This window comes from Streptomyces sp. ICN903, from assembly GCF_022015835.1.
Lineage (GTDB): Bacteria > Actinomycetota > Actinomycetes > Streptomycetales > Streptomycetaceae > Streptomyces > Streptomyces fenghuangensis.
This window is the reverse complement of the sequence record NZ_JAKMAY010000013.1, coordinates 23575-38891: the sequence shown is the minus strand read 5'-3', so window position 1 is coordinate 38891 and position 15317 is coordinate 23575. Positions and strand designations below refer to the sequence as shown.

Here is a 15317-nt window from a genome sequence, read left to right as displayed (position 1 = left end):
CCGTTTTCCCCTGCCTCCCCACCGCCTCCCGCACCGGGCCCGCGGCGTGCGTACGGAAGGCGAACACGACGGTGGCCGGGCCCGCGGGTCAGGGGAGGCGCGGGCCCGGCCGTCGTGGGGGGAGCGGACTCAGCCGTCGGTCTCCCGGCCGGCGATGACCTCGGCTGCGGCCCGTCCGCAGACGCGGGCGGCGCCGTGGGTCGCGATGTGGAGCGCCCCGCGGGGCGGTGCCTGGGGCAGGCCCATCTCCACCACCACCGTGTCCGGCCGGGCGGCGAGCAGTGCGTCCAGGGCGTCCGCCATCCAGGGGTGCCGGTGGACGTCGCGTACCACCGCGACGATCCTGCGGCCGGCCGCCTCCTCCAGCACCTGTGCGGCCGGTCCGCCCCGCCCCGCCCGTTCGGCCCGCTCGCGGCCCCAGGAACCGGTCGTGGTGCCCGGGAGCAGCTCCGCCAGTTCGGCGGCGAGCCCCCAGGGGGTCTCGTCGCCGACGGCGATGTTGGCCACGGGGGTGAAGGCGGCGACGTACGGCGGCCCGGTCAGGGGGGCGTGGTCCTGCCGGACGGCGACCTTCAGCGCACGGCGGGCGGCCTCCAGCCCGACTCCGGGATCGGAGGGCACCGCTGCCTCGGCGCGGGCGGACGCCTCGCCCGCCCAGCGGGCCAGGGCCCGGACCCGGTCGGCGGCGTCGGCGAGCCGCTCCTCGGACAGTTCCCCCTCGGCCACGGCCCGCACCAGGGCGTCGCGCAGGCGCAGCACCGTCTCCTCGTCGGCCAGCCCGCCGCCGACGCAGAGGGCGTCCGCGCCCGCGGCGACGGCCAGGACGCTGCCGCGCTCGATGCCGTAGGTCGCCGCGATGGCCCGCATCTCCATGCCGTCGGTGACGATCAGGCCCTCGAAGCCGAGCCCGCCCTCGCCGAGGGGCGCGCGCAGCAGGCCGGTCAGGGCGGCCGGGCTGAGCGTCGCCGGAAGGGCCGGGTCCAGGGCGGGCAGCAGAATGTGCGCGCTCATCACGCACTTGCTGCCCGCGGCGACCGCCGCCCGGAACGGGACCAGTTCGCGCTCCGTGAGTGTGGCCCGGTCCGCGTCGATGCGCGGCAGGGCGTGGTGGGAGTCGACGGAGGTGTCGCCGTGCCCGGGGAAGTGCTTGGTGCAGGCGGCGACTCCGGCGGACTGCAGCCCCTCGACCCAGGCGGCGGTGTGCCGGGCCACCAGATCCGGCGTGGAGCCGAAGGAGCGGACTCCGATGACCGGGTTGTCGGGGTTGGAGTTGACGTCGGCCGAGGGCGCCCAGTTGAGGTTGACCCCGCACTCGGCGAGTCTGCGGCCCAGTTCGCGGGCGACGGCTCGGGTCAGCGCGGTGTCGTCGACGGTGCCCAGGGCGTGGTTGCCGGGGAAGGACGAGCCCGTGCGCGCCTCCAGCCGGGTGACGTCGCCGCCCTCCTCGTCGATGGCCACCAGTACGTCGGGGCGGACACCGCGCAGCTGGGCGGTGAGCGCGGCCAGCTGCGCGGGGGATGTGATGTTGCGGCCGAACAGGCCCACCGCCGCGAGCCCCTCGTCCAGGCGGCGCAGCAGCCAGTCGGGTGCGGTGGTGCCGGTGAAGCCCGGCTGGAGTACGGCCAGTGCGTTGCGGACCAGGGTGCTGCCGGTGGTGCCGGTGAGAGTCGTCATGGGAGTGACGTCATCCCTTCACTGCGCCGGAGGTGAGGCCCGCCGCCATCTTCTTCTGGACGATCATGAAGAAGGTCACGACGGGGATGGAGATGAGGACGGAGGCGGCCATCAGCGCGCCGTAGTCCGTGCCGCGGTCGGTGGTGAAGTTCATCAGCCACACGTTGAGCGTGTACTTCTCGTTGTCCTGCAGGAGGATGTACGCGAACAGGTACTCGTTCCAGGCGGTGATGAGGGCGAAGATGGACGCCGCGGCCAGCCCTGGGGCGACCAGCGGGAAGATGACCCGCCAGAACGCGCCCATCCGGGTGCAGCCGTCCACCATCGCGGACTCCTCCAGCTCCTTGGGCACGTTGATCACGAAGCCGCGGATCATCCAGGTGGTGAAGGGCAGGACGGACACCAGGTAGACGGTGATCACGCCCCAGTACTCGTTGAGCGCGCCTATGTTGTTGAGCTGGATGTAGATGGGAATGAGCATCGCCGTCGGCGGCAGCAGCTGCACCAGGATAAGGATCGTCATGAACGGCTTGCGGCCGTAGAAGTCGAAACGCCCGATGGCGAAGGCGGCGATGGTCCCGATCAGCATGGCGCCGGCGACCGAGGTGACGCAGATGATCAGGCTGCTCTGGATCGCGGTCCAGAAGTTCGGCGCCTCGGTGGCCCGGACGAAGTTGTCGACGGTGAACGAGCTGGGCCACAGCGTCTGGTCGTAGCTGCGGATCTCGTGGTTCGGCCGAAAGGCGCTGACCAGAAGCCAGTAGACCGGGAAGGCCATCACCGCGAAGATCACCAGCCCCAGCACGTTGTAGACCAGGCGGTGCTTCTTGCGGTCGGGGCGCAGCTCGTAGACGCCCGTGCTGCTGGTGGTGGCCTCTGGTGCCTTGGCGGGCGTGGTGGAGGTTACGGAGGTGCTCACTCGACCTCTCCTGTCTTCATGAGCTGGCGCAGGTAGTACACGGCGACGCCGGAGAGCAGCAGCACGGTGATGAGGGCGATGGCGGTGCCCTGGCTGAACGAGGCGCTGTCGAACGCCTTGCTGAACGAGTACAGGCCCAGCAGCTCGTACTCGGGTTCCGGCTTGTTGCCGCGCATCAGGAAGATCTGACCGAAGACGTTGAAGTCCCAGATCACCGAGAGGGTGGCCACCATCTGGAAGACCGGCTTGATCACCGGGAAGGTGACGTTGCGGAAGACCCCGATGACTCCGGCGCCGTCGAGCTGCGCGGCCTCCTCCAGCTCCTTGGGCACCTGGGTGAGCGCGGCGTAGAGGGTGACCACCACGAACGGGATCGCTCCCCAGACCACCACCGCGCCGATGACGGTGAACCCCTGCCAGGGGTTGAGGAACCAGTTGTGGCCCTGGAAGTCCAGACCGGGGATCTTGCTCAGCGTGCTGTTGATCACGCCGTAGTCGGAGTCGGAGAGCCACCGGAAGATCGAGGTCGCCACCAGCAGTGGCATCGACCAGGCGGCCACCAGGGCGCCGGTGAGCAGCAGTCGCACCCAGGTGGACAGCCGCTGCATCAGCAGAGCGGTCAGCAGCCCCAGCCCCATGGTCGCCACCACACAGACGACCATGAAGAGGACGGTACGGAAGGTGACCCACCAGAACTCCGGGTCGCCCAGGATGTTGGTGAACTGCTCGAACCCCACCCACGGCGGAGTGGTGCCGCCCCACAGGTGCGCGCGGCGCATGTCCTGGAAGGACATGATCACGGTCTCGACCAGCGGGTAGCCGAAGACCGCGCCGATGGCCACGATCGCCGGGGCGATCAGCAGATACGGCAGCTTGGGGCGGGGTTTCCGGCTGGGACGCACTCCGCCCCCCGACGGCCCGGGGGCGGCCTTCCTCGGCTTCTGCGGTGGGGCCGCCGGCGGGTCGGCGGCTTTGGTGTCGGCGGCGGTCACGGTGCTGGCCTTCCGTTCGTTCTCTTCACCGAAGGGGCGCGGCAGGCGAGAGCCGTGAATCGCGGCTCCCGCCTGCCGCAGGGACGGCCGGGGGGTGCGGGCCCCCGGCCGCGGCTCAGACCTCGTTGTTGATCAGCTTGTCGATCTCCTCGTCGGCCTTCTCGGTGGCGTCGGCCACAGAGGTGCCCTTGAGGATGTCCAGCAGCATGTTCTCCAGGATGTTCTGGCTCTCGATCGCGGTCCAGCCGGGGGCGATCGGGGTGAACCAGGCGTCCGGTACCGCGTTGGCGATCGGAGCGGTCTCCGGCTTCTCCTTCAGCGGCTCGAGCTGCTTGGTGTTGTTCGGCAGGATGTTCTTGGAGGCCAGGACCTCCATCGACTTCTCGCTGGTGAACAGCGAGATCCACTCCTCGGCGAGGTCCTTCGCCTCCGACTTCTGGATCACCGCGAGGTCGGAGCCGCCGATGAAGGACGGCAGGGCCTTGCCGTTCGGGCCGGGCATGCCGGCGGTGGCGATCTTGCCCTCCAGTTCGGGGTTGCCGTTCTCGCCCCCGAAGACGGAGCCGGCCTCCCAGCCGTTGCCGTAGATCAGGGCGGCCTTCTTGTTCGCCATGACGTTGGCGTGGTCCTGCTCGTCCTTGGTCCGGTCACCGTTGTTGTACTCGTTGACCAGGTTGACGAAGTGCTCGATGCCCTTGCGCGCCTCGGGGGTGCTCAGCGTGGCCTTCCACTCGCCCTTGCCCTCGTCGTACTCGGCGATCTGGCCACCGTACGCGGCGACGTAGGACATGGCCGCGTACCAGTAGCGGCCGGGCAGGTAGAGGGGGGAGAACGCCTTGTCGTCGCCGTACTCCTCCGCGACCTCGTCCAGCGCCTTCTTCAGCTCGTCCTCGGTCTGCGGCAGTTCCTTGGTGCCCGCGCCCTTGTCGAACATCTCCTGGTTGAAGATCGCGACGCGCGCTCCGGCGTAGTAGGGGACGCAGTAGAGCTTGCCCTCGAAGGAGCAGGTGTCCTTCAGGCCCTGGATCCAGGTGTCGGAGTTGTCGTACTTCTCCGGGTCGATCTCGGCGAGGGCCCCGTTGAGGATGTAGGTCATGGTCTCGGTGTTGCCGAGCTCGACCACGTCGGGGAACTTGTCGCCGCCCAGCGCGGTGTCGAGCTTCTTGGCCTTGTCGCCCCACTGCTGGTACTGGACCTTGACCTTGACCTTCGGGTACTTCTTCTTGAACTGGGCGTTGACGTCCTTCACCAGCTCGGGCCAGGTGCTCTGGGCGTCGTTCATCAGCCAGACGGTGAGCGTCTCGTCGCGCTCCTGGGGGGCCTTGGAGGAGTTGTCCCCACCCTCCCCGCCACAGGCGACGAGGCCGGTCATCATCGCCGCGGCACCGATCGCCGCTACGAGCTTGTGCTTCACGTGCTTCTCCTTCGGGATGCCAGAAGTCCCCCCGCCCGCCGTCCGAGATCTCCGCTCCCGCCGGATGGCCGCGTCTGCCGTACCGTGCGTGGCGGGCGCCGGGGTGCGTCGACATGCGACGAGTACGGCCCGTGGGGCTGGGCTGGCCTGTAGTGGTTTAGACCAGTGCCCGCAGCTTGGCCTAGACCTATATCGCTGTCAACGGTGTATAAAGCTCGCGGTCGCATCCGTTACCGGACCGACATCTGAGCCGGGACGCCCCCGGGGACGGCGGCCGTGCCACGATGTGATCCGCTACGTACGGAGGAAGCCGGTGACGGCACTGGAGAAGTCACGACACGAGTCGGGAAGGCGCGCGATGGAGAGCGACGGGGCCACGAACACCGCTGCCGGCGCCCGCCCCGCCGGAGGCGGCGCCGCCGGACGCACCGCGCGCGTGCCCAAGTACTACCGGCTCAAGCGCCACCTGCTGGAGATGACCGAGACGATGCCCCCGGGCACCCCGGTCCCTCCGGAGCGCACGCTCGCCGGCGAGTTCGACACCTCCCGCACCACCGTGCGCCAGGCGCTCCAGGAACTGGTCGTCGAGGGACGGCTGGAGCGCATCCAGGGCAAGGGCACCTTCGTGGCCAAACCCAAGGTCGCCCAGGCGCTCCAGCTCACCTCCTACACCGAGGACATGCGCGCCCAGGGGCTGGAGCCCACCTCCCAGCTGCTGGACATCGGCTACGTCACCGCCGACGACCGGCTCGCCGGACTGCTGGACATCCCCTCCGGGGGCCGCGTCCTGCGCATCGAGCGGCTGCGGCTGGCCAGCGGTGAGCCGATGGCCATCGAGACCACGCACCTGTCGCAGAAGCGCTTCCCGGCCCTGCGCCGCAGCCTGGTGAAGTACTCCTCCCTCTACACGGCCCTGGCCGAGGTGTACGACGTGCACCTCGCCGAGGCGGAGGAGACCATCGAGACCTCCCTGGCCACCCCGCGCGAGGCGGGCCTGCTGGGCACGGACGTCGGCCTGCCGATGCTGATGCTCTCCCGGCACTCGCGCGACACCGAGGGCGAGCCGGTGGAGTGGGTGCGCTCGGTCTACCGCGGCGACCGCTACAAGTTCGTCGCCCGCCTCCAGCGCCCCGGCCGGGGGCGGTGAGCGGGAGGCCGGCCACCGGCCCGGACCGTCCGCCGCGGCCACGGTGATCCGGAAGGACGGAGCCGCGGCCATGCCCGTACCGCCGAAGAACCCCGGCCCCCTCCCGGCCGTCACACCGGCGCGGGTGGCGATCGGCGCCTGCCTGCTCGCGCCTTTCGTCGCGATGCTGTGGGTCGGCTCGTACGCCAGGAGCGAGCCGGCCCTGGCCGGGATCCCCTTCTTCTACTGGTACCAGCTGCTCTGGGTGCCTCTCTCCGCCGCGCTGATGGCCGTCGCGTACCTGCTGGTGCGGCGCGACCGGGCGGCGCGGCGGGCCGCGGAACGCGGGGGGCCGGGAGAGAGCGCGGTGGACGGAGAACGGTGAGGCGCGCGGGGCGGCGCCGGGGGCGCGCCACCCCTGTCTCCGCGCCCCGCGCGCCACCGGCGGAAAGCCGTTGCGCCACCACGGCCGGGACGCCGCATGATGACCGTCATGGACATCACCATCAGGGCCGCGCGCCCGCACGAGTTCGAGGCCGTCGGGGAGTTGACGGCCGAGGTGTACCTCGGGGACGGCCTGCTGGACTTCGGCGCCCAGGACCCGTACCTCGCCGTGCTGCGAGACGCCCGGCGCCGGGCCGAGCACGCCGAACTGCTGGTGGCCGCGGGCCCCGCGGAGGACGGCACCGGTGGCGGCACGGGCGGCGGCAGCGGCACCGGCGAGGTTCTGGGCACCGTCACCTTCGCGGTGCACGGCGGCGAGTACGCGGAGATCGCACGCCCCGGCGAGGGGGAGTTCCGGATGCTGGCGGTACGCCCCTCGGCGCGCGGCCGGGGTGTGGGCGAGACCCTGGTGCGCGAGTGCGTGGACCGGGCCCGCGCCCTGGGACTGGAGCGGCTGGTGCTCTCCAGCCATCCCATGATGCACACCGCCCACCGCCTCTACGGGCGACTGGGGTTCGTCCGCACCCCCGACCGCGACTGGCGTCCCGTCGAGGACGTCCCCCTGCTGACCTTCGCCCTGGACCTGACGTGAGCACAGGGCACCGGGCCGTGGTTCCACACCCCACCCGAGGAACCCTCCGACACAACATCTAGGGGTGCTTTTCCAGATCACCACTAGATGTATGCTCATCCCGCTGTCGCCGCAGGGGAATCCGGTGTGAGGCCGGAGCTGTCCCGCAACGGTGTGCGGCGGGCTGCCCCCGTGTCGTTCGCACGGTCAGGGCCGTCCGCCGCGAGTCCGAGGACCTGCCGACGGTGTTCATTCACACGTCCGGGCCTCGTGGGTTGGGCCGGCGGACGCGAGCGGTGCGCCCTCTTCCGGCCGGGTGTGCCCGTACGCGCCTGCTCCTCCTCCCTCCGGGGCCTTCGGCCCACGAGGGAGAGCACCGAGTGACCATCTCATCAGCGGAGCCCGCCACGGCCGGTGCACCGGCCTGTGCACCGGCCCGCGCACCACAGGACGACCGCCCGGGCGCGGCGCTGCTGCGCACCCTGGCGGAACTCGCCGCCGACCTGCCCGCCACCGACCCCGAGCGGGTCGCCGCCGCCGCGCTGCGCGGGCGCCACCCCGGTGCTGACGAGGCCCGGTTGCGCTCCCTGGCGACCGAGGCCGCGGCCGGCCTCATCGCCGAGGAGCCCGAGTACTCGCGGCTCGCGGCGCGGCTGCTCGCTCCGGCGATCCGTCAGGAGGCCGCCGGGCAGGGCGCGGTGTCCTTCTCCACGTCGGTGGCGGTCGGCCACCGGCAGGGGCTGATCGCCGACCGCACGGCCGGCTTCGTCGCCGGGCACGCGCGGCGGCTCGACGCGCTGGCCGAGGAAGCCCTCGCCGGCGGCGCCGACGACCGCTTCGGCTACTTCGGGCTGCGCACGCTCCACTCCCGCTACCTGCTGCGCCACCCGGTGGCCCGCGCCGTGATCGAGACCCCGCAGTACTTCCTGCTGCGCGTGGCCTGCGGGCTGGCCGCCGACTCCTCCGAGCGGGCCCTGGAGGAGGTCGCCGAGCTGTACCGGCTCACCAGCACGCTGTCCTACCTCCCCTCCTCCCCCACCCTGTTCAACTCCGGCACCCGGCACCCCCAGATGTCCTCCTGCTACCTGCTGGACTCCCCCCGGGACGAGCTGGACTCGCTCTACGAGCGCTACCACCAGGTCGCGCGCCTGTCCAAGCACGCCGGCGGCATCGGGCTGTCCTTCTCGCGGATCCGCTCGCGCGGTTCGCTGATCCGCGGCACCAACGGCCACTCCGGCGGCATCGTGCCGTTCCTGCGGACCCTGGACGCCTCGGTCGCGGCCGTCAACCAGGGCGGCCGGCGCAAGGGCGCGGCCTGCGTCTACCTGGAGACCTGGCACGCCGACATCGAGGAGTTCCTCGAACTGCGCGACAACACCGGCGAGGAGGCCCGCCGCACCCACAACCTCAACATCGCCAACTGGATCCCGGACGAGTTCATGCGCCGGGTCGAGGCGGACACCGACTGGTCGCTGTTCTCCCCGTCCGACGTCCCCGAACTGGCGGACCTGTGGGGTGAGGAGTTCGACGCCGCCTACCGCCGGGCGGAGGCGGCCGGGCTGGCGGTGCGGACGGTTGCGGCGCGCGCCCTCTACGCCCGGATGATGCGCACCCTCGCCCAGACCGGCAACGGCTGGATGACCTTCAAGGACACCGCCAACCGCACGGCGAACCAGACCGCCGAGCCGGGCAGCGTCGTCCACTCCTCCAACCTCTGCACCGAGATCCTGGAGGTCACCGACGACGGCGAGACGGCCGTGTGCAACCTGGGCTCGGTCAACCTCGCCGCCCATCTGCGCGCCGGCGCCGACGGGGATCCGCGCCCCGGCGAGGAGCTGGACTGGGAGCGGCTGGACGCCACCGTCCGTACCGCCGTGGCCTTCCTCGACCGGGTCGTGGACGTCAACTACTACCCCACCGGGCAGGCCTCGGCCTCCAACTCCCGCTGGCGTCCGGTGGGTCTGGGGCTGATGGGTCTGCAGGACGTCTTCTTCCGGCTGCGCCTGCCCTTCGACTCCCCCGGCGCCCGGCGGCTGTCCACACGGATCTCCGAGCGGATCATGCTCGCCGCCTACGAGGCGTCCGCGGGCCTCGCCGAGCGCCACGGCCCGCACCCGGCCTGGCCTGCGACCCGCGCCGCCCGCGGCGTGCTCCACGTCGACCACTACCCGCAGGCGGAGATCACCTGGCCCGGGCACTGGGCCGCGCTGCGGGAGCGGATCGCCGCCACGGGCCTGCGCAACTCGCTGCTGCTGGCGATCGCGCCGACCGCGACGATCGCCTCGATCGCGGGCGTCTACGAGTGCGTGGAGCCGCAGGTCTCCAACCTCTTCAAGCGCGAGACGCTCAGCGGCGAGTTCCTCCAGGTGAACTCCTACCTGGTGGCGGACCTCAAGCGGCTGGGCCTGTGGGACGAGCGCACCCGCGAGGCGCTGCGCGAGTCGAACGGCTCGGTGGCCGAGCTGCCCTGGATCCCGGAGGAGGTCCGCGCGCTGTACCGCACGGCCTGGGAGATCCCGCAGCGCGCCCTGATCGACATGGCCGCGGACCGCACCCCGTTCCTGGACCAGAGCCAGTCGCTCAACCTGTTCATGGCGTCGCCGACCATCGGCCGGCTCAGCTCGATGTACGCCTACGCCTGGAGGCGCGGTCTGAAGACCACGTACTACCTGCGCTCGCGCCCCGCGACCCGTATCGCACGGGCCGCGGGCGGCACGTCCGCGGCCGTTTCCGCCCCCGGCTCCCCCACGTCCGTACCCGTCTCCGCGGCGCGGAGGGATCCGGCCGCGGATGCCGCCGCCTGCTCCCTGGAGAACCCCGAGTCCTGCGAGGCATGCCAGTGACCGCCACCGCTCCCGAAACCCCTGCTTCCCGGAACCTGCTGGACCCGGGCTTCGAGCTCACCCTGCGGCCGATGCGCTACCCGGCCTTCTACGAGCGCTACCGCGACGCGATCAGGAACACCTGGACGGTGGAGGAGGTGGACCTCCACTCCGACGTGGCCGATCTGGCGAAGCTCTCCCCCGGAGAGCGGCACCTGATCGGGCGGCTGGTCGCCTTCTTCGCCACCGGCGACTCGATCGTGGCCAACAACCTGGTGCTGACGCTGTACAAGCACATCAACTCGCCCGAGGCACGGCTGTACCTGTCGCGGCAGCTGTTCGAGGAGGCCGTGCACGTCCAGTTCTACCTGACCCTGCTGGACACCTACCTGCCCGAACCGGACGAGCGCGCCGCCGCCTTCGCCGCGGTGGAGAACATCGAATCCATCCGGGAGAAGGCGCGGTTCTGCTTCAAGTGGATGGCCGCCTTCGAAGGGGGTGAGGGGGTGGAGTCGATCGAGCGCCTGGAGAGCCGGTCCGACCGCCGCCGCTTCCTGCTGAACCTGATCTGCTTCGCGGCGTGCATCGAGGGCCTGTTCTTCTACGGCGCCTTCGCCTACGTCTACTGGTTCCGCTCCCGCGGCCTGCTGCACGGGCTGGCCACCGGCACCAACTGGGTCTTCCGCGACGAGTCGATGCACATGTCGTTCGCCTTCGACGTGGTGGACACCGTCCGGGAGGAGGAACCCGAGCTTTTCGACGACGAGTTGCGGCGGCAGGTCGAGGAGATGCTGGAGGAGGCCGTCGAGGCCGAGCTGCGGTTCGCCCGGGACCTGTGCGGCGAGGGCCTGCCGGGGATGAACACCGAGTCGATGCGCGAGTACCTGCGGTGCGTGGCGGACCAGCGGCTGGTCCGGCTGGGCTTTCCCGCCCGCTACGGCGCGTCGAACCCGTTCTCCTTCATGGAGCTGCAGAACGTCCAGGAGCTGACCAACTTCTTCGAGCGCCGCGCCTCGGCCTACCAGGTCGCGGTCGAGGGGTCGGTCTCCTTCGACGACGACTTCTAGCCCCCTCCGGACGGACGTGTGCCCCCCGGAAAGCCCCGTGCGGGGCTTTCCGGGGGGCCGACGCGGTTTCGGGCGGGTGCCGTTCCGGAAGGGACGGGCGCGGTCAGATGCCGCAGCTGGGCGCCGACCAGAAGCGGCTGGAGCGGTGGTCGACGTGGGTGTGGTCGTTGTGGCCGGGGTAGCCCGGGCCGAGGATGCCCCGGAAGCCGTGGTAGCGGGCCTGCTGCGCCATCCTGCACAGGGTGTGCGAGCCCGCGCCGAGGTCGACGCCGTCGCCGTACAGGTGGCGGCTGTTGGAGGAGCCGCCCACCGCGCTGTTGCAGGAGTAGGAGCGGAAGCCGCTGGTCACCCGGATCGGCGCGTCACCCAGGGCGTGGCGCATCGCCTCCAGCTTCCACATGGAGATCAGGGCGTTGCGCTTGGCCGTGGCCGCGCTCACCGCGCCGCCGCTCCAGGTGGAGTTGCACCGGTTGAGCTCGGCGTAGGAGAAGTGGGCCGGGGTGCAGTCGGCGTCCTGGAGGGCGTAGATCTTGCTGAAGGTCTGCGGGCCGGCGATACCGTCGGCCGACAGGCCGTACGCGGCCTGGAACCGCTTGACGGCGGCGGCGGTGGCCGGGCCGTAGGAGCCGTCGATGGCGAGCACGTTGCCGTAGCCGGGGTAGCCGGAGACGCGCACCTGGAGTTCGGCGACGTCCGAGCCGGACATGCCCTGGGAGAGGGTGCGGTTCCAGGTGTAGCAGGTGTCGGCCTGGGCCGTGCCCGCCGTGGTGACCGTGCCGACCAGCGCTGCTGCCGCGAGCATGACAACACTGAGGATGAGACGGACGGTGCCTCTGAGCATGGTGCCTCCGTGTTGGAACAGTGGGGACTTTGAGGGTGGCGGAGAAGGTCTACCCGCGTCAACACGCTTCCGGAAATGCCAATGGGCGGGCCACTGGAGGCCCGCCCACCGTCATACGCCGTTCACCACCGGCCCGCGGGCCCGGGAACCCGCGCCGCACGGCCGCCGCGCGAACGCCGCGGCACCGCTCAGTCGTTGGGCACCGTCTCGTAGCGCGGGGTGTTCTCGGCCATCTGCCGCAGGACGTCCTTGCGTTCGCGCTTGGAGAGGCGGTCGATGTAGAGGCGGCCGTAGAGGTGGTCCGTCTCGTGCTGGAGGCAGCGCGCGAAGTACCCGGTGCCGCGCACCGTGATCGGCCTGCCCTCGGCGTCCTGTCCGCGCACGACGGCGTAGTCGGGCCGCGCGAGCGAGGCGTACGCGCCCGGCACCGACAGGCAGCCCTCGCCTGAGTCGTCCAGCACCCGCCGCTCGGCGGGCAGTTCCTCCAGCACGGGGTTGCAGACGACGCCGACGTGCCGCACGCCCTCGTCATCCGGGCAGTCGTAGACGAAGACCTTCAGGTCGACGCCGATCTGGTTGGCGGCCAGGCCGACGCCCTCCGCCGCGCGCTGGCTGGCGAACATGTCGTCGACCAGCTTGGCGAGTTCGCCGTCGAACTCGGTGACGTCCCGGCACTCCCGGTGCAGCACCGGGTTGCCGACGACGGTGATCGGACGGGCGGTGCCGCGCTCGCGGTGGGTCCGCTCGCGCTCCTCGCAGTCCTCCGTGTCGACGACGAACCCCTCGTCGTCCACCCGCTGCCCGGTCTCGTGCTCCGCCATCTTCGCCGTATGCCTTCCTCGGTGCTCCACCACGACCCGTACAGAGTACGGGCAGACTCCCGGCTCCGTGCGCGGCCTCCCGGCTCCGCGCGCGGTCGTCCGGTGTCAGCAGACCTCTTCCAGGTCCCGCCACTCACGGGTGTCCGGGCTGTCGGCTACCCAGCCGTCCAGCAGCCCCCGCACCAGGGAGGCCGGGGCCGCCAGTCCGCACTCACGCTCGGGCACCCACAGCTCCCCCGACGTCATGTGTCCCAGCGGCCCCGGGTGCCCGGGCACGCTGTGGTCGTGCGGATCGTGCCGGGGGGCGCCCTCGCCCTCGTCGCTGGGCATCCGGCTCTCCGAGCAGGAGCGGCACAGCAGCCGCACCGAAGAGGACCAGTCCTCGGCCGCGAAGCCCGCGTCCGCCGCCAGCCGCTCCAGCGCGTCCCGGTCCGCCTCGGTCGCCGCCTCCAGCAGCACCACCCAGGTGGGCACCGGCGAGGGCGCCCAGAGTTCTATCTCGTCGAAGACCGGATAGGCGTGGCCCGCGGCCGTGGTCCGCTCGCCGTGCGGCACGCCGTCGTGCAGCACCACCTCGCCCCAGCGGCGCCCGGAGGAGGGCAGCGGGATGTTCTGCACCTCGATGCGGGCCGGGTCCAGCCGCCGCCCCCACACCACTTCGGCCTCGCCCTCCGGCGACAGGCGCACCGCGGCGCTGCCCAGTTCCATGCCGGCCGGCGGGCCGGTACGGGCGTCGTCACCGCCGGCCGCCGTCTCCGGCACCCGCAGGCCGTACGCCTGCCAGGCGCGCCGGGCCAGGGCCCAGTCCTGCAGCGCGGTGGCCGCGATGCCCACGTTCCACCAGTCGGGCGCCCCGGCCGACCGGTCCAGGAGCGCGACCGCGCGCAGCCCGGCCGCGCGCGCCTGCTCCCAGTCGTGCCGGAACTTGTGCAGCAGCGCGAGGTTGAACCAGGACTCCGACAGCCACGGCTCCAGATCGGCGGCACGGGTCAGCAGCGTGCCGGCGTCCTCGTAGCGCCCGTCGCCGATGAGCGTGAACGCGCGGTCGGTGGCCATCCGCCAGTCGGCGGAGGGCCGGTGCCTTGCCTTGCCGAAGATCCTCACGATGTTCCCGCCTGACTCCCGCCTGCTGCTCCCGACCGTCCTCGCGGCCGTCTTCTCGCGGTCCCCGCCGCGGTGTCCGTGCCGCGATCTTCTCCCAGCCGCGGTTCCCGGTTCGCATCCAACCATGCCCACCCGGGTGCGCGCTCATTACCCGTCGGTCGTCGGGGTACCGGGCGGTCCGGGGCGCGGGGACACGCCCGGCGCGGCGGCGCGGGGGAACCTTCGAACGCCCGCGTCACAGCCGGGCGGAAGCCGAGCGGGTTAACACGTTCGGGTGATGTAGGACGGGTGCGGGGTGACGCGGCGCACAGCGCGCGCGAGGACGTCCGGGCCGGAACTCACGGCCGGGACAACGGGCGTACGGGAGGCGACCCGGAATGGGGTGCGGTGCGGGAGGCGGGTGCGGGTCGCGCACCCGCGGCCGTCAGGGCCGTTCCCCGCCGGCCTCGCCCGGGCTCCCCAGGGGAGCGGTGCCGGACTGCTCCGTCCGGCCCGCCGCGGGCTCCACCACGGGCTGCTCCGGCACGGCCTGCCCGGCACGGATCAGCTCGATACGGCCCATCACCTTCGAGCGCAGGTCGCCGGGCACCTCGTCGTGGCCGCAGCACCGCTTGACCAGCTTCTTCACGGCCTGTTCCAGGCCGTACTTCTCCAGACACGGCGAGCACTCCTCGAAGTGCTCCCTGAACTTCGTCAGATCGCCGTCGGGCATCTCGCGGTCCAGGTACTCGTACAGGTGGTCCAGGACCTCAGCGCAGTCCGTCTCGTGCGGCTCTCCGCAACTCATGAGCCCGAGCCTTTCCGGTCGTGCGACTCCTCGGGTGCGGCGGCGCCGTTCGCGCCCGCCGGGACCAGCCCGCGCTCGCGGGCGTAGTCCTCCAGCATGCCGCGCAACTGCCTGCGGCCGCGGTGCAGGCGGGACATCACCGTGCCGATGGGCGTCCCCATGATGTCCGCGATCTCCTTGTACGCAAACCCCTCGACGTCCGCGAGGTAGACCGCGATCCGGAACTCCTCGGGGATGGCCTGGAGCGCCTCCTTCACGTCCGAGTCGGGCAGCCGGTCCAGCGCCTGCGACTCGGCCGAGCGCAGACCGGTCGACATGTGCGACTCGGCGCGCGCGAGCTGCCAGTCCTCGATCTCCTCGGCCGCGCTGCGCTGCGGTTCGCGCTGCTTCTTGCGGTACGAGTTGATGAAGGTGTTGGTGAGGATGCGGTACAGCCACGCCTTGAGGTTGGTGCCCTCGCGGAACTGGTGGAAGGACGCGTACGCCTTCGCGTACGTCTCCTGCACCAGGTCCTCCGCGTCCGCGGGGTTGCGCGTCATGCGCAGCGCGGCGGAGTACATCTGGTCCAGGAAGGCGAGGGCGTCCCGTTCGAAGCGGGCGTTCCGTTCGGCGTCCGTCTCCACGGGCTCCCTGGGCGCGGCGTCGTCGGTCGCGGCGACCGGACCCACCTCCTCCGATGCGGCTTCGAGTCCGTTGCCGGACCCATTCGAACCGGAGAATAGACGACGGTCCGTC

The 15317-nt window shown here is 71.4% G+C and carries 14 protein-coding genes and 1 riboswitch; of the genes, 5 read left to right on the top strand and 9 right to left on the bottom strand.

What is annotated here, in order from left to right:
- Positions 1-129: 129 nt before the first annotated feature.
- The 4 genes from L7D48_RS02840 to L7D48_RS02825 all read right to left on the bottom strand — a co-directional run bounded on the left by L7D48_RS02840 (position 130) and on the right by L7D48_RS02825 (position 4999).
- Complete coding sequence (locus tag L7D48_RS02840; protein ID WP_237877029.1) at positions 130-1674, bottom strand: glycoside hydrolase family 3 protein; 1545 nt, start codon at positions 1672-1674, stop codon at positions 130-132.
- A gap of 10 nt (positions 1675-1684) precedes the next feature.
- Entirely contained in the window at positions 1685-2593 is a 909-nt protein-coding gene (locus tag L7D48_RS02835; RefSeq protein WP_374490776.1) for a carbohydrate ABC transporter permease, read from the bottom strand.
- Positions 2590-3585 carry a carbohydrate ABC transporter permease gene (locus L7D48_RS02830; protein WP_237877027.1) on the bottom strand — a complete coding sequence of 332 codons (996 nt, stop codon included), beginning with the start codon at positions 3583-3585 and terminating at the stop codon, positions 2590-2592. Before L7D48_RS02830 ends, L7D48_RS02835 begins: the two co-directional genes overlap by 4 nt.
- Before the next feature lie 115 nt (positions 3586-3700).
- Positions 3701-4999: a sugar ABC transporter substrate-binding protein gene (locus L7D48_RS02825; RefSeq protein WP_237877025.1), complete on the bottom strand. Its 1299-nt coding sequence runs from the start codon at positions 4997-4999 to the stop codon at positions 3701-3703.
- Between the two features lie 358 nt (positions 5000-5357).
- Here L7D48_RS02825 and L7D48_RS02820 point away from each other — a divergent pair, with 358 nt between their 5' ends.
- The 5 genes from L7D48_RS02820 (at position 5358) to L7D48_RS02800 (ending at position 11029) form a co-directional block, all read left to right on the top strand.
- On the top strand, positions 5358-6146 hold the full coding sequence (locus L7D48_RS02820) for a GntR family transcriptional regulator (RefSeq protein ID WP_237877032.1): 789 nt from the start codon (positions 5358-5360) through the stop codon (positions 6144-6146).
- 70 nt (positions 6147-6216) lie between these two features.
- Positions 6217-6510, top strand: coding sequence for a DUF3311 domain-containing protein (locus L7D48_RS02815; RefSeq protein ID WP_237877023.1), 294 nt, complete (start codon positions 6217-6219; stop codon positions 6508-6510).
- Positions 6511-6618: 108 nt separating this feature from the next.
- The gene (locus L7D48_RS02810) at positions 6619-7161 is read left to right on the top strand and encodes a GNAT family N-acetyltransferase (protein WP_237877021.1); all 543 of its coding nucleotides are present in this window, start codon (positions 6619-6621) and stop codon (positions 7159-7161) included.
- A 74-nt stretch (positions 7162-7235) separates the two neighbouring features.
- Positions 7236-7399: riboswitch (cobalamin riboswitch) on the top strand.
- Between the two features lie 121 nt (positions 7400-7520).
- Complete coding sequence (locus tag L7D48_RS02805) at positions 7521-9983, top strand: ribonucleoside-diphosphate reductase subunit alpha (protein ID WP_237877019.1); 2463 nt, start codon at positions 7521-7523, stop codon at positions 9981-9983.
- Complete coding sequence (locus L7D48_RS02800; protein ID WP_237877018.1) at positions 9974-11029, top strand: ribonucleotide-diphosphate reductase subunit beta; 1056 nt, start codon at positions 9974-9976, stop codon at positions 11027-11029. The genes L7D48_RS02805 and L7D48_RS02800 overlap by 10 nt, the downstream gene beginning before the upstream one ends.
- Before the next feature lie 103 nt (positions 11030-11132).
- Here L7D48_RS02800 and L7D48_RS02795 read toward each other — a convergent pair whose 3' ends face one another.
- From L7D48_RS02795 to L7D48_RS02775, 5 genes are all read right to left on the bottom strand, one after another.
- Positions 11133-11870, bottom strand: coding sequence for a D-Ala-D-Ala carboxypeptidase family metallohydrolase (locus L7D48_RS02795; protein WP_237877016.1), 738 nt, complete (start codon positions 11868-11870; stop codon positions 11133-11135).
- Positions 11871-12058: 188 nt separating this feature from the next.
- Positions 12059-12691: a peptide deformylase gene (gene def / locus L7D48_RS02790; RefSeq protein ID WP_101256956.1), complete on the bottom strand. Its 633-nt coding sequence runs from the start codon at positions 12689-12691 to the stop codon at positions 12059-12061.
- A gap of 105 nt (positions 12692-12796) precedes the next feature.
- Positions 12797-13795, bottom strand: coding sequence for a hypothetical protein (locus L7D48_RS02785; protein WP_237877014.1), 999 nt, complete (start codon positions 13793-13795; stop codon positions 12797-12799).
- Positions 13796-14219: 424 nt separating this feature from the next.
- Positions 14220-14582 (bottom strand): mycothiol system anti-sigma-R factor, encoded by a 363-nt coding sequence (gene rsrA, locus L7D48_RS02780; protein WP_237877012.1) that lies wholly within the window; start codon positions 14580-14582, stop codon positions 14220-14222.
- Entirely contained in the window at positions 14579-15250 is a 672-nt protein-coding gene (locus L7D48_RS02775) for a sigma-70 family RNA polymerase sigma factor (RefSeq protein ID WP_165869470.1), read from the bottom strand. Before L7D48_RS02775 ends, rsrA begins: the two co-directional genes overlap by 4 nt.
- Positions 15251-15317 lie beyond the last annotated feature (67 nt).